We start from the raw sequence: 18382 nt of genomic DNA on the forward strand, positions 1-18382 counted from the left end.
AAGGGGGAGAGGAGAATGCTCACCCCTTCGCCAGGGCCGCCGCGATCCGCGCGGCGGCAAGCCCGCTCACCCCGGCGACGGGGGCGTGAAGCTTCTTCAGGGCATGCGCCCCGCGATGGTTGGCATGGGTGACGGCAATGGCCAGGGCATCCGCCGCGTCCGCAGTCTTGAAGTCGGCCTTGGGCATCAGGAACTTCACCATCGCCTGGATCTGCACCTTCTCGGCGTGCCCGGAGCCGCAGACGGTCTTCTTGACCAGGTTGGCGGCGTATTCGGAAACCGGCAACCCGGCCAGGGCCGGCACCAGCAGGGCGATGGCGCGGGCATGCCCGAGCTTCAGGGTGGCCTGCGCATCCTTGTTGACGAAGGTCTCCTCCACGGCGACCTCGTCGGGCGAAAACCCCGACACCACGCGGGTGATGCCCTCGTGCAATTCCCGCAGGCGCAGGGCGAGCGGCAGATCCCCGTCCGAGGTCACCACGCCGCAATCGACGTAAGTCAGCTTCGCCCCGACGACGGAGATCAGCCCCCAGCCGGTACGGCGCAGGCCGGGATCGATGCCGAGGATGCGGATGGGGGTCATGGGGGCCTGTATCGCGGTGACTGCCTATGGCGCGCCATCATAGGCCAGACGGCCGGCCGCGGATGCCCCCTCCCTCGCCGACCGAGGCCTTCCGGCCGCCGACATGCTCCACGGCAACACTGGCTTCCAAGCCCGACCTTCGGCGTATGTCGCGGCGGTACCCAGCGTCAGGCCCTGACCACTGAGGAGGTTTTTGCCGCAGAACCGGGGGCCGCTTCTGCGAAACCTGCTCAGGATCTGAAAAGGTCCTCCAGCGCTCTCAGCACCGTCGCGACCTCGACCGGCTTCTCCAGGCGGCGAATGTGAGCGTAGGCGTCCGGGACGTCGGCCTGGTCGTATCCCGTAGTAAACACGAACGGCACGGCGCGTGCGATCAAGGCGTCCGCGAGCGGGTAGACGTTCTCGCCGCCGAGATTCACGTCCAGGCATGCGCCGTCCGGCGCGGCGCCTCGTTCCAGCATGCGCAATCCGCCCTCCACGGAGGCGACCGGACCGAGCATCTCGGCTCCTACGTCCTGCAGCGCGCTGCTCAGCTCGTCCGCGAGAAAATACTCATCCTCCGCGACGAGGATGCGTCGTGCTTGGAGCGTGTCCTCAGGCATCGGCCATCTTCCCGGACATCATGCGTCCCGATACGGGCAGCGCAATGGTGCAGTGAACCCCATCGGATTCCATCACGTAGGTTGTCCTGGCACCGAGCTGGTAGGGCAAGGCCCGCTCGATCAGCTCGCGGCCCGCCCCATTCCGTTGCGAGCCCGTCTGCAACGGCATGACGACGCCACGCTCGCGCCAGTCCACGTGCAGCCAGGGCCTCTGCTCCGGTTCGGCATGCTCCAAGTGCCAGTTGATCTCGAGGCGGGCTTGCGGTTGCGCGAGGGCGCCGTACTTGACCGCGTTGGTCGCGAGTTCGTGCACGGCCAGCGCGAAGGTCTGCAACGTCGACGAGCGCAGAGCCACGCCGGATGGCCCCTGCAAGACGATCCTCGCGCCCTCCCCGTCGATGGCGGCGACCTCGCTGCGGATCAACTCGTCGAAGGTGATGCGCGCCCCCTCGGCGAGGCGGGAGAGAAGGCCCTGTACCCGGGACAGGGCGGCCAGACGAACGATGTAGCGTGCCTTGAAGTCCGCCAGATCCGCGCTGTTCCGCAAGGTCTTTTCAGCCGTGGCGCGCACGATACTCATGAGGTTGCGGGTGCGATGCTGCAGTTCGGCGACGAGCACGCTCATATGCTCGGCCCTCTCCTTCTCCTCGGTGATGTCCCTTCCGACGCCGCCGATCCAACGCACCGTTCCGGACGCGTCACGCATCGGGAAGGCGGTATCGCGCAGCCAGCGGATCTCATCGTTGGTCGGCCGCCGGATGCGGTACTCGAAGCTGACCCGCTCTCCCATCGTGACACGCTGAAGATTGGCGACCGCACGCTCGCGGTCCTCCGGCACGATGAGATCGGCCCATCCCACCATGTTGTCGCCGAAGAGGGCCGCCGTTCGGTCCAGGCCGTAGATCGTCTCGAAGGCGGGTGTGAGATACATCCACTGGAACGTCGCGGCGTCGCGCATCCAGAGCACGTCGGAAGAGGCCTCGCCGAACTGGCTGAGGCGCGCCTCGCTCTCGCGCAGGGCCGCTTCGGTACGCTTGCGTTCGGTGATGTCGGAGAACAGAAGCGCCACGGTGCGCGCATTCGGATCGCCGATGCGATAGGCATAGACCGACCACCACCGGTCGAGCTGCTCGGACCCGGCCTCGAACCGCGCGGGTACTCCCGTTAGGGCGACCCGACCGTAGGCGTCGATCCAGAACTGGTCCAGGCCGGGCGTGATGTCACGCATCCACCGGCCAGCCGCATCCCTGATGCCGGTCTGCGCCTCGAAGGCGGGGCTGACTTCCTCGAACCGATAGTCGGTCGGGTTGCCCTCGCCGTCGAACGCCACCCTGATGGTGCAAAAACCCTGGTCGAGGGCATTATAGAGACCGAGATAACGCTCCTCGCTCTCGCGTAACGCCGCCTCCGCCGTTTTCCGTGCCGTCACGTCGCTGGCGGCTCCGAACCACTCGACGATCTCGCCGTTGCCGGCCAGGATCGGAACGGCGCGCGAGTGCGTCCAGCCGACGCTGCCGTCGGTCCGTCGAACACGATGCTCCAGTTCGAAGACCTGCTTGCCACGGATCGCTCCGTCGATGGCAGCGTCGATGGTGGGGCGATCCTCCGGCAGGATGGTGCCGTTCACCCAGCCCTGGCCCAGGCTTCCCTCGTCCGCGAGGAACCCCGGTCCGTCGAGCCGACGCATCTCCGACCAGTCCGGGCTCATTCTATAGATCACGTCCGAACTCGCCGTGACGAAGGCACGGAATCGCTCTTCGCTCTCCTGCAGTGCCACCTCGGCACAGGCACGCTCGATCGCCGACCGCATCCGCTCGCCGACGCTGCGGATGAGGAACCGCTCGGCCTCGGTCCATGAACGAGGAGTCGCGTGTTGGGCGCAGAGAATGCTCGTCCGCTGACCGTCCCCGAGCAGAACGACATCGGCGAAGGAAGCGATGCCTCGTGACTGGAGTTCGGCTTTCGCGGCAGCGCCGAGACGTGCGTCCGTCTCGACGTCACACACCGCCACGACTTCGCCGACACGGTAGGCCGCGAGAAACTCCGGGTCGAAAGCGTCCAAGGAATACTCGCCGACGATGGAAGAGACACCGCGGCCATGCTCGCGCTGGATCGTCAAGCGACCCTCGCTGATCTCACCGTAGCAAGCGCGGCTGATATTGAGGTGATCGCCGAGTTGCCGGGCCGCAGCCTCCGCGATCTCGGCCGGTGCCTTGAGCGGTCGGAGAATGTCGCTCAAGCGGAGCAGGAACGCATGGTGCTCCTCGCTTTCCCGCAACGCCTTCGTGCGGTCGGTGACGCGCCGCTCCAGATCTTCCCTCGCAGCCTGCGCCTCATCGAGGGCCCCGGTCATGACGTAGGCGGCGGAGGCAAAGCGCGTCAGGCGCGTGAGCAGCCTGAGATCCTCACCATCGAAAGCACGCTCCCCGTCATGGGCACTGACCCACAGGGTACCGACAGGCTCGTCGCGGGCAGGGAAAGGGATCAGTAGAACCTCGTGGATGAAAGGTTCGGCGGCGGCGGCGGGGACGTGGGTGTGCGGACGCGAGAACAGCAGGGGGGTGTTACGGGTCACCACGATGCCGCATGGATTCGCTTCGTATGGCATGATGCCGCCGAGACGCGCCGCCCATAGCCCGGCGACAGCATCCCATCGGAAAGCGCTCACTCCGTTGTGGGATCTCAGGATGCTGATGCCGGCCGATCCGGCGATCCCCCTCTCGACGATCAGGTCGACGAGGCGCTGCAGGATGCTGCCGGGACTGACGGTCAGTTCCAGCGCCAGTTCGGAGAGGACATGGGCTTCCGCCTCGAAGTCGGGAGGGCGGGTGGGACGTCCTGCCAACGCTTCGGTGATCGGGACCTCGTTCAAGTCCAGAAGAACGTCGGGCAAAACCGCCGGTGTCTTCTCTTTACGGTGCTCGACGGTCATTCGCGCCTGACGCTATGGGATGACGCGACGCATGCAACCTCTGCCCGCATCACCGGATTCCATTTACGACCTTGGCGGAGACACGAGCGCAGTATCGTTACATGGATCGGGGGATGGATGCGGATATCGTCGTTCCATACCTGTCCGATCAAGGACGAACCAAACCACGTCCGCCTACCGCCGGTTGTCGCGTTCTGGTCCGCGATTTCCCGTAGCGGTCGGGCGAAACGCCACCATGACAGTCCTTCCGGCCGATCCCAGACCTCTGCCCGGTCCGACGATCACGGTCGGGCCGGCCTGACGAGGAGAGGCGGCGAGGCGATGCCTCACGTCGGTGCCGTCGCGCGCGGAGACGAGGGCGTGTGCATCCCCTCGCCCCGCACGCGGGGAGGTTGAATTCCCTCCTCGGTTCGAGGGCGAGGCCATGGACGATCGCTCTTCCCCGACCCAATTCGGATCGATCCGTCTCGGGCAATCCTCAGATCGAGGGGAAGGGTAACGGTGGCCCTTCAGCCTTCGAGCTTGGCCACCAGCGCGTCGGAGAGGGCGAAGTTGACGTAGACGTTCTGGACGTCGTCCTGGTCCTCGATGACCTCCACGAGGCGGATCAGCTTCTCGCCGGTCTCGTCGTCGACCTCGATGGTGTTCTGCGCCCTCCAGACCAAGGCCGTGCGGCGCGGTTCGCCGAACCGGGCCTCCAGCGCCTTCGAGACCTCGCCGTAGGAATCCTGGGCGCAGGTGATCTCGTGGCCGTCCTTGGAGGAGCGCACGTCGTCGGCACCGGCCTCAATGGCGGCTTCCAGCATGGTGTCGGCATCCGCCACCGAGGCGTCGAACTCCACCACGCCGACATGGTCGAACATGAAGGAGACGGCCCCCGTCTCGGCGAGGCTGCCGCCGGACTTGGTGAAGGCCGAGCGTACGTCGGAGGCGGTGCGGTTGCGGTTGTCGGTCTGCGCCTCGACGATGAGGGCGGCGCCGCCCGGGCCGTAGCCCTCGTAGCGGATCTCGTCGTAGCTCTCCGCGTCGGCGCCCGAGGCCTTCTTGATGGCGCGCTCGATATTGTCCTTGGGCACGTTCTCGGCCCGGGCCGCGATGATGGCGGCGCGCAGGCGCGCGTTCATCGCCGGGTCGGGCATGCCGAGCTTGGCCGCCACCGTGATCTCTCGGGCGAGCTTGCCGAAGATCTTGGAGCGGACCGCGTCGACGCGGCCCTTGCGGTGCATGATGTTCTTGAACTGGGAATGGCCGGCCATGGCGTGACCTTGGATCGATACGGAGGTGGAACGGAGGGGCACGCATGCGTCGCCGCAGCGGCATTTGGCCGGGTTATAGGCCGGGTCCGCCCATGGAGGCAACGCGAGCGCGCCCGCCGCGTTGGCGGGACAGGGCTTTTCCGATCCCGGCGGATACGAACATGGCGACATCCCCCCGAAACGACGGGGCTGGGCGACCCTGGTGGCGCCTCGCCCTCACCGCCGGCCTCGGTCTTCTCGCCGGAGCGACGCTGTTCCCCCGCCCGGCGAAGGGGGTCAGCCCGCCTGCCCGTGCCAGGCCGCCAGCTCCGCGAGGGTGACGACGCCCCCTGCCCATGGGATCCCCGAGAGGTGGGTATGGGGCATCCCCGGGTCACCGAGATCCGACACCGCAGAAAAGGCGCCCTCCAGGCTGTGTCCGCCGGTGTAACGGCTTCGCGTGGCCACCACGGGCAATCCCGCATCCAGCGCCGAGCGGATGCCCGCCACTGAATCCTCGAAGGCGATGGCTTCCCCCGGCGCCACGCCGAGGCGCGTCAGGGCCAGGACGAACACGTCCGGATGCGGTTTCTTGCGCTCAGCCTCGTCGCCGCAGGCCACCACGTCGAAGGGGCTGCCCTCGGGAAAGTTGACGGCGAGGAGCGCGTCCACGTTGGGGCGGCTCGTGGTGCTCGCCACCGCGAGGAGCAGGCCCGCGCGCTTGGCTTCCCCCACGAGCCGCGCGATGCCGGGGCGCAGTTCGAGGGCTCCTTTCGTGACGAGGTCGCCGTAGATCCCGGTCTTGCGGTCGTGGATCTCGCTCATCTGGGCGCGGCGTTCCGCATCCGGCTCGCCGTGTTCGGTGGCCACGTAATGGGCGAGCCGCTCCTTGCCGCCCATGACGGTGAGGAGGTCGGCATAGAGCTCCGGCGACCAGTGCCAGTCCAGCCCCAGTTCCGAGAAGGCGCGGTTGAAAGCCTGCCGGTGCAGGTCCTCCGTCTCGGCCAGCGTCCCGTCGACGTCGAAGATCAGCGCCTTCAACATGCGACGGTGCCGCTGGCGCCCGCCCGGATCGCAGCGATGCGCTCGGCATATCCGGCCGGCCCGCCCTTGAACACGGCGCTGCCGGCCACGAACGCGTTGGCTCCGGCAGCGGCGGCGAGGCCGACATTCTCCGAGGTGATGCCGCCATCCACCTCGATGTCGATGGCACGTCCGGCGGTCATGGCCTTGATCCGGGCGATGGTCTCCAGGGTCGAGGGGATGAAGCTCTGACCGCCGAAGCCGGGATTCACCGTCATCACCAGGACGAGATCGACCATGTCGATCAGGGGCTCGATGGCGCTCGCGGGGGTGCCCGGATTCAGCGCGATGCCGACACGCTTGCCGAGGGCTCGGATGGTCTGGAGCGAGCGGTGGATATGCGGTCCGGCCTCGACATGGACCGAGATCGCATCCGCCCCGGCCTCGGCGAAGGCCGCGAGATACGGGTCGGCGGGGGCGATCATCAGGTGGACGTCGAACATCTTGGCGCTGTGCGGCCGGAGCGCCTTCACCACGTCGGGGCCGAAAGTGATGTTGGGCACGAAATGCCCGTCCATCACGTCGAGATGGATCCAGTCCGCCCCGGCCTCCGAGACCGCACGGACCTCCTCGCCGAGGGCGGCGAAATCCGCCGCGAGGATGGAGGGAGAGATGATGGGGCCGGCCGTGCGGGTCGTCATACGGGCTATCTCGTTCACTCTGTCGGTCCGGCAAGTGCCGTCGCGCGGACGTCGGGTCGTCTCAGGCGAGCCGGCGCTTGCGCTCCACGAGCTGCATGATGATCGGGGTCAGGATGAGCTGCATCGCGATGTCGAGCTTGCCGCCTGGAATTACGATGGAATTGGCACGGCTCATGAAGGAGCCCTGGATCATCGAAATCAGGTAGGAAAAGTCGATGCCCTTCGGGTCCTTGAAGCGGATCACCACCATCGATTCGTCGGCGGTGGGAATCCAGCGGGCGATGAAGGGGTTGGAGGTGTCCACCGTGGGCACGCGCTGGAAGTTGATGTCCGTCCAGGTGAATTGCGGGCAGATCGTCTGCACGTAATCCGGCATGCGCCGCAGGATCACGTCGGTGACGGCCTCGGTGGAATAGCCGCGGAACGAGCGGTCCCGATGCAGCTTCTGGATCCATTCGAGGTTGATCACCGGCACGACGCCGATCTTGAGGTCGGCGTAGCGGGCCATGTCGACGTTGTCGTCAACGACGCATCCGTGAAGGCCTTCATAGAACAGCAGGTCGGAGCCCGGCGGGAAATCCTCCCAGGGCGTGAAGGTGCCCGGCTCGGCACCATAGGCCTGCGCATCGGCGACGTCGTGGACGTAGTGGCGCGTGCGCCCGCCGCCGGATTCGCCGTAACTGCGAAACACCTCCTCCAATTCCAGGAGCAGGTTGGCGCGGGGCGCGAAGTGGCTGAGGGTCGGCTCCTCGGCCATGGCCTTGCGCATGGCATTGCGATCGAGGGCGTGGAACGCATCCCCCTCGATGTAGACCGCGCTCACGTCCTCGCGGCGGAAGATCTGCTCGAACGTGTTGCGCACGGAGGTCGTGCCGGCGCCCGACGATCCGGTGACCGAAATGATGGGATGACGCGCCGACATGAACGATGCCCGTCCGGTTCCGGTCTTTTCCCGGTCAGCTGCGCATCAGGCCGCGCTGCCCGAACAGGGGCGAGCGGCCGGCGGCGGCGTTGCGGCCACCGTAATACTTGGCGACGCAGGCCACGTCCTCGCTCGAACCGAACACCAGCGGCACGCGCTCGTGGATGCCGGTGGCGGAGATGTCGAGGATGCGGTTGGCACCGTCGGTGGCCGCGGCACCGGCCTGCTCCATCAGCATCGCGATGGGCGCGGCCTCGTAAAGGAGGCGCAGGCGGCCCTGCGCGTAGCCCTTCCGGTTGTCGCCGGGATAGAGGAACACGCCGCCACGGAGGAGGACCCGCTGCGCATCCGCCACCAGGGAGCCGAGCCAGCGCATGTTGAAATTCTTGTCCAGCGGCCCGTCGGAACCGGCCAGACAATCCTCGATATAGGCCTTCACCGGGGTGTCCCAATGGCGGGCGTTGGAGGCGTTGATGGCGTATTCCTTGGCGGCGGCCACCACCTCGATCCGCGGGCTGGTGAGGCGGAACACGCGCTCGGCCCGGTCCAGGGTGAAGATCTGCGTGCCGAAGCCGAGCGTCAGCACCAGGGAGGTCGCCGGGCCGTAGGTGACGAAGCCTGCGGCGAGCTGGGCAGTGCCGGGGCTCGTGAACGAGCCGAGCGGGTTCTCCGCCGTTGCGCCCACGGGCCGGATACCGAAGATCGAGCCCACCGCCATGTTCACGCCGATATTGGACGAGCCGTCCAGGGGATCGATGGCGACGGCAAGGGGGGCGCCGGCGTTGAGGAGCATGATGCCTTCGGCCTCCTCGGAGGCGACCTCCGCCACCGGCGCGCCGCGCAGGGCCTCGGTGAAGCGGTGGTGCGCCAGCACGTCGAGGGCCTTCTGCACGTCGCCGTCGCTGTTCTGCTCGCCCTGCGCCGCGAGATCACCGCCGCCCAGTGCGCCGCGGCCGATCACCTCGCTCACGTCCACGGCCGCCTCGGCACAGGCCGCGATGACTGCGGCGACATCGGCGAGGCCCTGATCGGCGGCGACCGCCTGGGCGAGGTACGCATCGAGCCGCGACCCGATTTCCAGAGACCCCAACGACATCGGCTCACGTCCTCTTCCACAGACATGCCGGAGACCATCCGGCCGCTCATCATCCGTCCAGGTACCGGGCCTTCGAAAGCCCGGAGCACCGCCCTTTGCACGATAGCGCCGGGTTCAACCAGAGCGCCAGACGGGCATTCCCCGTGCAAAGAAGGAATTATGAAAAAACTTGCGGGCGGTTCCAAAAAAACTAAAAACGCCGGATGCGCAACCTCTCGCTCAAGCAACTCCAGGCCGTCGCAGCGGTCGCCCGACTCGGAACGATGACCCGTGCGGCCCAGGAACTCAACGTCACCTCGGCGGCGCTCTACGCGCGCATCCGCCAGTTGGAGGAGGAGGCGGGGCTGCTGCTCTTCGACCGGACCCCCACGGGACTGAAGCCCACCGATGCCGGGCGGGAAATGCTGTGGGCGATCGACAGCATCAACACGGTGCTGGAGACCTGCGCCGACCGGCTCCAGACCCTTAAGGGTGGAAGCGGCGGCCGGGTCGCCATGGGGGTGGTGTCCACCGCCAAATACTTCACGCCTCAGATCATCGCCGGCTTCGTCGACCGTTATCCCGCGGTGGAGATCAATCTCGTCGTCGGCAATCGCGGCGCCATGGTCGAGGCCCTGCGTAACTACGAAATCGACTTCGCCATCATGGGCCGTCCGCCGCGCGACTTCGCCATCGAGGCCGAAATGTTCGGCGCGCACCCGCTGGTGATCATCGCGGCGCCGAGCCATCGCATCAGTACACGCACCAACCTCACGCGGGCGGATCTAGCCGAGGAATCCTTTCTGGTGCGCGAGGAAGGATCCGGCACCCGTACGGTGTTCGAGGAGTTCATGTCGGGCATCATGATCCAGCGCGCGAAGCTCGGGATCGATTCGGGCTCGAACGAAACGATCAAACAGGCGGTGATGGCCGGGCTCGGCATCGCCCTCATCTCCGGCCACACGGTGGCGGCCGAAGTGGAGAGCGGGCGGCTCATCCTGCTCGACGTGCAGGGATTACCGATCCGCCGCGACTGGTACGTGGTCCGCCGCGCCGACAAGGTGCTCGGGCCGGCGGCGGCGGCGTTCTGGGATTACACGGTGAAGGAAGGCGGCCGGAAGCTGCCGCGTCTGGCCCTGACACCGGCCGTCAGTTCGGTCACCGCGGAGTTCGAGGCGTGAGCGACACCGGGATCGTCGTCGTCGGTGCCGGTCAGGCCGGTTTGCAGGCGGCGGCTTCCCTGCGCGAGGCGGGCTATGCCGGACCGCTGACGATGATCGGCGACGAGCCGAGCCTTCCCTATCAGCGTCCGCCGCTCTCGAAGGCCTATCTCGCCGGCAAGGTGGATGCCGCGGGCCTGTTCCTGCGCGCGCCGGGCTTCTACACCGACCACCGCATCGCCTGCGAGACCTCGGTCGGGGCGGTGGCGATCGACCGGGGGGCCCGCCAAGTCCGCCTCAGCGACGGACGCGACCTCGGCTACGATCACCTCGTCCTCGCCACGGGATCGCGAAATCGGCCTCTGCCGGTGCCAGGGACGGAGCTTGCGGGCGTGTACCAGCTGCGCTCGATCGCGGATGCCGACCGGATCCAGGCGGCTATCGGCAAAGCGCGCAGTATCGCCATCGTCGGCGCTGGGTTCATCGGGCTCGAATTCGCTAGCATCTGCGCCGCGCGCGGTCTGTCCGTCACCGTCATCGAGGCCGCCGACCGCCCGATGGCCAGGGCAGTGTCCGAGCCGATCGCCACCTTCTTCCGAAAGGTCCACGAGAGCGCCGGCATCCGTTTCCTGTTCGGCGGCGGCGTGCAAGCCATAGAGGGCTGGGCCGGTAGGGCCGCGTCGATTGTCCTGTCGGACGGCGCCGCCTGCCCGGCGGATCTGGTCCTGATCGGGATCGGTGTCCTACCGAACCAGGACCTCGCGGCCGAGGCCGGCCTTCACGTGGAGGACGGCATCGTCGTCGATTCCGTCCTTCTCACCGACGATCCTTCGATCTCGGCCATCGGCGATTGCGCCCGGTTTCCCACACGCTTCGCCGCCCATGGTACGGCGCGCGTCGAATCCGTCCAGAACGCCATCGACCACGGCCGCTGCCTCGCCGCCCGCATCACCGGGCGCCCCGCCCCCTACGATGCCGTCCCCTGGTTCTGGAGCGATCAAAGCGGCCACAAGCTGCAGATGGTGGGATTGCCGGTTCCGAGCGACGTCTCGGTGCGACGCGCCACCGCCGGGGGCTTTGCAGTGTTCCGCTATCGCGGTCCGCACCTCACTGGCATCGAGACGGTGGATTCGGCGGCTGAGCATATGGCTGCTCGCCGGATCATCGCGCGCGGTCTATCGCCGACCCAAGACGAGGCCGCCGATCCGACCTTCGACCTGAAGGCCCTCGCGATGGGACGCGGCGGCGCCTGAAGAGGTTCAGAAACGGCCTCGTAACCTCAGTGATCGTTTTCCGTGGTCAGCGAGCCGAGGCGCGTACCCTCGTCTCCGCCCGTCGCGCGCAGGCCGACCCCGCTCTCGCTGCCTTCGTGAAAGACGATGCCGGCGGTCATGAGGACGCTTCTCAAAGCCTCGATCCGGCCCGAGGCCGGATCGCCGATGCCATTCTCGAAAGCCTTCACGTCCTGCTCGGCCAGACCGACCTTGGCGGCGAGATCCGCCTCCGACCAGCCCAGCATGCCGCGAGCGGCCCGCGATTGCGCCGGGCTCATCGTGTTCGGCCCTGCCTCGCCGCGTCCGTTCTCGTCCAATCCCGACACAGGAAGCTCTCCGTCATGCAATGGCGCTCGAAGCGCGCCGGCCTCTAAGCTGCTTTAACGAGGCTCGCAGCGGGATTGTTCACGTAGAGCGAGCGTGGAGCGACGTTTGGAAGGGGATGACAAGGAAAACTCACGATAGACAGTCTTGACCATATTTGTGCTGGAATCTTATCCGAAGGGCGTCCGTACGCTGTTCAGGCGAGCTTCGTCCGACACGGAGCTCCGCACGGAACGCGCGGCCCGAACTCTTGCAACCGGGACGCGGTGCGCGACCATGCGAGTTCGATTGATGATGACGAAGGAGGGCCTGACGATGAGAGCGATGCTGTTCGCCGCGATGGCTTGTGCCGCGACGGCGGGGATGCTGGCGACGGGCGCAATGGCGCAGGGATCCAACGTCACCGGCTTCGGCAAGGACAATCGCGAGAAGCCCGAGAAGAAGCAGTACGTTCCGGCGGCCAAGCCCCAGGAAAAGATGTTTCCGCTCGATGCGACCTGGACCGCCGTGAGCCTGAACGGCAAGCCCTTCAACGGCAACGATCGGCCGAGCTTCATCATCGACAAGCAGTACCGCGCCCGCGGCTACGGCGGCTGCAACACCTTCGCCGCCACGGCCTTCCCACTGCGCGAGCAGCACCTCGCCGTCGGCCCCCTCGCTCTCACGAAGAAGCCCTGCGACAAGGGTACCGGTGCCAGTGAGCAGGACTTCTTCATCGCCCTGCGCACCGCTGCCCAGTGGGACCTCGTCGGGTCGCAGCTGGTGATCAAGAGCCAGAAGGGCGAGCTGAAGTTCGATCGCGCGCTCTAGATTTCGCTGCAACGCGGCCGGTTACCGGACGCATTCCCTCGGGCGAAGACGCGCTACGATGAACGTCTCGCGTTAGACGGACGACTCGACCGGTCGCAAGGAAACCGAGGTCGGAAGGACAGCGATGACGGCGCAGGCGGGGCGGCCCGACGCCCTGCCCAACCCTCGGTGCAGATTCGTCGGGCGAACTGACGCCGACTCCTTCGCGAAGATCGACCTCGCTTTAAGACCGCGTTGACGACGATCCGAGGTCTCCGGTCCGGCTTTACCCCTCGTTCAATGCCCCCGTCGCCTTCTGCCAATCGCGGTTGAGGCGAGGGGAAGCGAAATGGTGAAGCGACTCGAATGGGCGACGGGGAGCGTCGTCCGCAGCGGCGCCCACGAACAGGCCGTCTATACCTGCCCGCCGAGCCTGCATCCGGGAGCCTTCCGGATCGCGCTGTCGACGCCGCTTTGCGCGACTCTGCTAATGCTGTCGGCGATGGTCCTTTTCTCATGAACGCCGCCCGATCCCGGCATTGATCGGCACTTGACTGCCCGAAAGATCTGGGATGACAGGCCGCCTGCGACGCCGCAAGAACAATATTCTCTCGATGCGCCACCAAGCAAATCAATATTTCTACTGATGATTCAGACTGTTGAAGACAGAGAAGATTTGTCTTTGCCCTGCGGCCATTGCCGATTGCCTCGCATAGAGCGACGCGATATCCCGGCGCACACCGAGCGCAGGGCCTGTCGAGGCCTTCGCAATGCGTAAGAGCCGATCAGGAGATCTCGTCATGGCCGACACCAGCCCCTCGCAGACCCGCAAACCCGGCCATGGCCACATCTACGGCTCGATCACCGAGACGATCGGCAACACGCCTCTGGTCCGGCTCAACCGCATCACCAAGGAACGCGGCGTCGATGCCGAAATCCTGCTCAAGCTCGAGTTCTTCAACCCGATCGCGAGCGTGAAGGATCGTATCGGCGTCAATATGATCGACGCCCTCGAAGCCTCCGGCCAACTGAAGCCGGGCGGCACGCTGGTGGAGCCCACCTCCGGCAATACCGGCATCGCCCTGGCCTTCGTGGCGGCCGCGCGCGGCTACCGCCTGATCCTCGTCATGCCCGAGACCATGTCCCTGGAACGCCGCAAGATGCTGGCTTTCCTCGGCGCGGAACTGGCCCTCACCCCCGGCCCGCAGGGCATGAAGGGCGCGATCAGCAAGGCCGAGGAGTTGCTCAACGAGATTCCCGGCTCGATCATGCCGCAGCAATTCTCGAACCCGGCAAACCCCGAGATCCACCGCAAGACCACGGCGGAGGAAATCTGGAACGACACTCAGGGCCAGCTCGACGCCTTTGTCGCCGGTGTCGGCACCGGCGGGACGATCACGGGCGTCGGCAGCGTGCTGAAGCCGCGCCTGCCGAACCTCAAGGTCATCGCCGTCGAGCCGACCGATTCGCCCGTCATCTCCGGCGGCCAGCCCGGCCCGCACAAGATCCAGGGCATCGGCGCCGGGTTCATCCCCGGCAACCTCGACCGCGAGGTCATCGACGAGGTGATCACGGTCTCGAACCAGGAAGCCTTCGACACCGCCCGGCTTCTCGCCAAGCTCGAAGGCATCCCCGGCGGTATCTCCACCGGCGGCAACGTCGCCGCAGCGTTGAAGCTGGCGGCGCGGCCCGAGTTCCAGGGCAAGCGCATCGTCACGGTGGCTTGCTCGTTTGCCGAGCGTTACATTTCCTCGGCGCTCTTCGAGGGGATCTGACCTCCGACGGCCGGCCCTGCCACGGGGCCGACTTTTCTAGGACGATGGCGCTTGCTCCCTGTGGCTTTCGAGCCCCTTTCTGAAGGCCGCCCTTGTCCTCGACTGCCCTGTATCGGATCCGCCGCGCCACCCGCCGCCCCTGGCTGCGGGTGGCTGCATTCTGCGGAGCCGGTGTCGCGGCCGCGCTCGCCTCGGCCTTCGGCGCGCCGCTGATCCCCATCGAGATAGCCCGATCGATCGGCGCCGACGCCGTCGACCAGATCCTGTCCGTGCTCGCGACGAGCATGTTGCCGGTGGCGACATTCTCGCTCTCGATCATGGTGCAGGCCTATGGCGGCGCCACCAGCAACGTGACGCCCCGTGCCGTGACCCTGTTGATGGAGGATACCCGCGCGCAGAATGCCGTGGCGAGCTTCATCGGCGCCTTCGTCTACAGCGTAGTTGGGCTGATCGCGCTCAAGACCCATTTCTACGGCGACCAGGGCCGGGTCATCCTGTTTGGCCTCACCCTCGTCGTCCTCGCCTCGGTGGTCGTCACCCTGGTACGCTGGATCGACACCCTGGCCCATCTCGGCCGGGTCGGCGAGACCGTCGACGCCATCGAAGAGGCGGCCTGTGCCGCGATCAGGCGGCGGGCCGAGGCACCCTATCTCGGTGGGCTGCCCTGGTGCCCCGCGCCGGAGGGCGCGATCGCCGTGCAAGCGCAGAGCACGGGATACATCCAGCATGTGGATTCCGGGGCGCTGGAGGCGCTCGGCGAAGCGTCGGACCTCGTCCTGCACCTTGCGGTCCTACCGGGCAGCTTCGTCCATCGGGGCCGACTCCTGGTAGAGATCGACGGCAATCCCGACGCCGCGACCCTGGCCGGCATCACCAAGGCCTTCGTCATCGGCGACAGGCGCAGCTTCGACGATGATCCGCGCTTCGGTATCATCGTCCTTACTGAAGTCGCCTCGCGCGGGCTGTCTGCGGCTATCAACGATCCCGGCACGCCGATCGACGTCATCGGGACGCAAGTAAGGGTTCTGACGCTCTGGGCCGAATGCCGGGCCGCCCCGACACGGGGCGAGATCTACCCACGCCTGCGGGTACCGGGCATCGAGGTGGCGGACCTGTTCGCCGACGCGTTCCGTCCCATCGGCCGCGACGGTGCCGCTTGCGCCGAGGTTGGGGTGCGCCTGCAAAAGGCGCTCGCCGCCCTTCACGCCATTGGCGGCCCCGACTTTAAGGCGGCCGCACGCCGGGAGGCGGACAATGCACTCGCGCGGGCGGAGAAACTCCTCGACTTGCCCGACGATCTCGAAGTCCTGCGAGCCGCTCACGCCCTTGTCGGCCATCGAGGCTGACGCAACCTCGCGGCCCATGGAGTGGTTGAACCTCCAACATTGGAGGACACCATGACGGTTGAGCCGCGCCAGCGCCCTTCGCTGAAGAATTTCGACACCTATACCGATCGAAACGGCCAAAATCCCGGCCAGGACGATGCCCGTGATGTCGGCATCCCGTCGCGCACACAAGCCGATCTCAAAGGCGATCCCTCGGGAGAGGCGGAGACTGCCCGTATCGCGTCCGGGACGCCGAGTGAGGACGCCACCGACCAGACGGAGATGGAAGTTCCGGCCGAGAACATCCGGGCCATCGGTGATGCTTCGCAGAAAGCCGAGCCTCAGAGCGCGGCGGCGAAGGATTCCATAGATCGCGCCACCGCGAGCGTCGGCAAGGACGAGGAGAGCTAGATGTCGGATTTTGACAAGCAGCCCACCGATGCCGCGACGCGCAAGCCCAACAATGTCGGATCCCGGGGCGAGCCTGCGTTGGAGGGTGGACACCAGACCGCGCAACAGGCGGCCATCACCGGCATCGATCCGGGCGGCCTCAGCGATGCCGACCGGAAGGCGAACTGGAACAAGGACGCCGACAAGGCCGGGCGCAACCCGACTCCCGTGGGCGGTTCGTCGAATGGCCAATCGGACCGCAAGCGGTGAGACGCATCGTCAGGGGACGACGTGACGCTTCGAATAAGGAGAGCAACACCCATGGTGGACGATGTGGACAAGAACGATAAGCCACCGCAGGGAAAGCCGGCCAACTCGGCACCCGATGCCGTGATGGATCCCAATGAGAAGACCGAAGGCAAACCGGGACAAGGGCCGCAGGGCGACAAGTCGCCTGATGACGAGACCGATCCCGGCGGCGGCTGAAGCGTCATGACGATGAAGGGCGTGGTCTTCGATCGAAACATGCCCTTCGTCCACAAATCGCGAAGACCATTGAGCGCACCGGTGAGGCGGGTACTGTGTTCCAAAGGGAGACAGACGCCATGAATGCCCCCGATTCGGTCGTAGGAGACGCGACGTCGATCTACGATCGGGACCTCGACCGAAACCCGGCCAATCACCAGCCGCTGACACCGCTGAGTTACCTCGACCGGGCGGCGCGGGTGTTTCCCGACCATGTGGCGGTGATCCACGGTGACTTGCGCCGAACCTATGCCGACCTCTACGAGCGCAGCCGACGTCTCGCGGCAGCGCTCAAAGCGCGCGGCATCGGCCGGGGCGACACGGTGGCTGTCATGCTCGCCAACACCCCCGAAATGATCGAGTGCCATTACGGGGTGCCGATGTCCGGCGCGGTGCTCAACACCTTGAACACCCGTCTCGACGCGGCCGGCTTGGCCTTCTGCCTCGACCACGGTGAGGCCAAGGTGCTGATCACCGATCGGGAGTTCAGCCGGGTCGTCGGCCCCGCACTGGAGCAGGTCGAAGCAAAGCCCCTCGTCATCGATGTGGACGATCCGGTGTTCACCGGCGAAGGCACCGCCATCGGCACCGTTGACTACGAGGCCCTGCTGGCCGGGGCGACCCGACGTCCGACTGGGCGATGCCGGCGGACGAATGGGACGCGATCTCGCTCAACTACACCTCGGGCACGACCGGCGACCCGAAGGGAGTGGTCTATCATCACCGCGGCGCGGCGCTCTTGTCTCTCGGCAACGTCATCACCGGCAATCTCGGGCAGCACCCGGTTTATCTCTGGACCCTGCCGATGTTCCACTGCAACGGCTGGTGCTTCCCCTGGACCCTGTCGGTGGTGGCCGGCACCCATGTCTGCCTGCGCTAGGTTCGGGCCGGCGCGCTCTACCAAGCACTTGCCGAGCACAGCGTCACCCATCTCTGCGGCGCGCCGATCGTGATGCAGTTGCTGCTCAACGCCACCGGTTCCGAGCGCCGCCCCCTGCCCCGGCGCGTCGCCTTCCTGACGGCGGCGGTGCCCCCGCCCCAGGCGGTGCTCGGCGCCATGGGAGCCGCCGGCTTCGACGTCACCCATCTCTACGGCCTCACCGAGACCTACGGCCCGGCCGTCGTGAATACCTGGCACCGGGACTGGGACGCCCTCGATGCGGACGCGCGTGCTGAGAAAATGGCGCGCCAGGGTGTGCGCTACCCCGTTCTCGAAGGCTTCGACATCCGCGACCCCGAGACCTGCGAATCCGTGCCCGCTGATGGACAGACCATGGGCGAGGCGATGTTTCGCGGCAACGTGGTGATGCGTGGCTACCTGAAGAACCCCACCGCCACAAAGGCCGCCTTCAAAGGCGGCTGGTTCCGCTCCGGCGACCTCGGGGTCAAGCACCCGGACGGCTATGTCCAGTTAAAGGACCGCTCGAAGGACATCATCATCTCGGGCGGCGAGAATATTTCGTCCATCGAGGTGGAGGACGCCCTGTTCCGCCACCCCGCCGACTCGGCAGCCGCCGTGGTGGCCAAGCCCGACGCGAAATGGGGTGAAACTCCCGTCGCCTTCGTAGAGCTGAAGCCCGATGCGAGCGTGGAGGCCGACGCCCTCATCGCCTGGTGCCGCGAGCGGCTGGCTGGCTACAAGCTGCCCCGCCACATCGTGTTCGGAGAGTTGCCCAAGACCTCGACGGGCAAGGTGCAGAAGTATCTGCTGCGTGAGCGGGCGAAGACCGAGTGAGGGCGCCGGCTC

At 66.6% G+C, this 18382-nt stretch carries 17 protein-coding genes and 1 pseudogene; 9 read left to right on the forward strand and 9 right to left on the reverse strand.

Annotated features, from left to right (window positions below):
- Nucleotides 1-19 precede the first annotated feature (19 nt).
- The 8 genes from ruvC to ASF26_RS00540 form a co-directional block, all read right to left on the reverse strand.
- Nucleotides 20-583, reverse strand: coding sequence for a crossover junction endodeoxyribonuclease RuvC (ruvC, locus tag ASF26_RS00505; protein ID WP_056247985.1), 564 nt, complete (start codon nucleotides 581-583; stop codon nucleotides 20-22).
- Nucleotides 584-813: 230 nt separating this feature from the next.
- Entirely contained in the window at nucleotides 814-1185 is a 372-nt protein-coding gene (locus ASF26_RS00510) for a response regulator (protein ID WP_056247988.1), read from the reverse strand.
- Nucleotides 1178-4057: a PAS domain-containing protein gene (locus ASF26_RS00515; RefSeq protein WP_162240206.1), complete on the reverse strand. Its 2880-nt coding sequence runs from the start codon at nucleotides 4055-4057 to the stop codon at nucleotides 1178-1180. The genes ASF26_RS00510 and ASF26_RS00515 overlap by 8 nt, the downstream gene beginning before the upstream one ends.
- A 569-nt stretch (nucleotides 4058-4626) precedes the next feature.
- Entirely contained in the window at nucleotides 4627-5373 is a 747-nt protein-coding gene (locus ASF26_RS00520) for a YebC/PmpR family DNA-binding transcriptional regulator (RefSeq protein ID WP_056247992.1), read from the reverse strand.
- Between the two features lie 276 nt (nucleotides 5374-5649).
- Nucleotides 5650-6396 (reverse strand): HAD-IA family hydrolase, encoded by a 747-nt coding sequence (locus ASF26_RS00525; RefSeq protein WP_056247994.1) that lies wholly within the window; start codon nucleotides 6394-6396, stop codon nucleotides 5650-5652.
- A complete protein-coding gene (rpe, locus tag ASF26_RS00530) occupies nucleotides 6390-7076 on the reverse strand; it encodes a ribulose-phosphate 3-epimerase (protein WP_056247996.1) in 687 nt (228 codons plus the stop codon). The genes ASF26_RS00525 and rpe overlap by 7 nt, the downstream gene beginning before the upstream one ends.
- A gap of 61 nt (nucleotides 7077-7137) precedes the next feature.
- Nucleotides 7138-7998: a phosphoribulokinase gene (locus ASF26_RS00535; protein ID WP_018041968.1), complete on the reverse strand. Its 861-nt coding sequence runs from the start codon at nucleotides 7996-7998 to the stop codon at nucleotides 7138-7140.
- A gap of 34 nt (nucleotides 7999-8032) precedes the next feature.
- Complete coding sequence (locus ASF26_RS00540; RefSeq protein ID WP_056247998.1) at nucleotides 8033-9094, reverse strand: class 1 fructose-bisphosphatase; 1062 nt, start codon at nucleotides 9092-9094, stop codon at nucleotides 8033-8035.
- Nucleotides 9095-9297: 203 nt separating this feature from the next.
- Here ASF26_RS00540 and ASF26_RS00545 point away from each other — a divergent pair, with 203 nt between their 5' ends.
- On the forward strand, nucleotides 9298-10254 hold the full coding sequence (locus tag ASF26_RS00545) for a LysR family transcriptional regulator (RefSeq protein WP_056248002.1): 957 nt from the start codon (nucleotides 9298-9300) through the stop codon (nucleotides 10252-10254).
- Nucleotides 10251-11486, forward strand: coding sequence for an FAD-dependent oxidoreductase (locus tag ASF26_RS00550; protein WP_056248006.1), 1236 nt, complete (start codon nucleotides 10251-10253; stop codon nucleotides 11484-11486). Before ASF26_RS00545 ends, ASF26_RS00550 begins: the two co-directional genes overlap by 4 nt.
- Nucleotides 11487-11512: 26 nt before the next feature.
- Here the strand turns inward: ASF26_RS00550 and ASF26_RS00555 are convergent, their stop codons facing one another.
- Nucleotides 11513-11833, reverse strand: coding sequence for a helix-turn-helix transcriptional regulator (locus tag ASF26_RS00555; RefSeq protein WP_244475778.1), 321 nt, complete (start codon nucleotides 11831-11833; stop codon nucleotides 11513-11515).
- Nucleotides 11834-12146: 313 nt separating this feature from the next.
- Between ASF26_RS00555 and ASF26_RS00560 the strand changes: the two genes are divergently transcribed.
- The 7 genes and pseudogenes from ASF26_RS00560 (at nucleotide 12147) to ASF26_RS00585 (ending at nucleotide 18370) form a co-directional block, all read left to right on the forward strand.
- Nucleotides 12147-12641 carry an META domain-containing protein gene (locus ASF26_RS00560; RefSeq protein ID WP_056249669.1) on the forward strand — a complete coding sequence of 165 codons (495 nt, stop codon included), beginning with the start codon at nucleotides 12147-12149 and terminating at the stop codon, nucleotides 12639-12641.
- A 779-nt stretch (nucleotides 12642-13420) separates the two neighbouring features.
- Nucleotides 13421-14395 (forward strand): cysteine synthase A, encoded by a 975-nt coding sequence (gene cysK / locus ASF26_RS00565; protein ID WP_027170903.1) that lies wholly within the window; start codon nucleotides 13421-13423, stop codon nucleotides 14393-14395.
- Nucleotides 14396-14487: 92 nt separating this feature from the next.
- The gene (locus ASF26_RS00570; protein ID WP_056248008.1) at nucleotides 14488-15741 is read left to right on the forward strand and encodes a DUF2254 domain-containing protein; all 1254 of its coding nucleotides are present in this window, start codon (nucleotides 14488-14490) and stop codon (nucleotides 15739-15741) included.
- Nucleotides 15742-15792: 51 nt separating this feature from the next.
- Nucleotides 15793-16131, forward strand: coding sequence for a hypothetical protein (locus tag ASF26_RS00575; RefSeq protein ID WP_056249673.1), 339 nt, complete (start codon nucleotides 15793-15795; stop codon nucleotides 16129-16131).
- Entirely contained in the window at nucleotides 16132-16380 is a 249-nt protein-coding gene (locus ASF26_RS00580; RefSeq protein WP_056147424.1) for a hypothetical protein, read from the forward strand.
- Between the two features lie 51 nt (nucleotides 16381-16431).
- Entirely contained in the window at nucleotides 16432-16596 is a 165-nt protein-coding gene (locus tag ASF26_RS22990; RefSeq protein ID WP_200925866.1) for a hypothetical protein, read from the forward strand.
- 119 nt (nucleotides 16597-16715) lie between these two features.
- A pseudogene (locus tag ASF26_RS00585) lies at nucleotides 16716-18370 on the forward strand (acyl-CoA synthetase).
- Nucleotides 18371-18382: the final 12 nt, after the last annotated feature.

The sequence above is a fragment of the Methylobacterium sp. Leaf93 genome, from assembly GCF_001422345.1.
GTDB lineage: Bacteria > Pseudomonadota > Alphaproteobacteria > Rhizobiales > Beijerinckiaceae > Methylobacterium > Methylobacterium bullatum.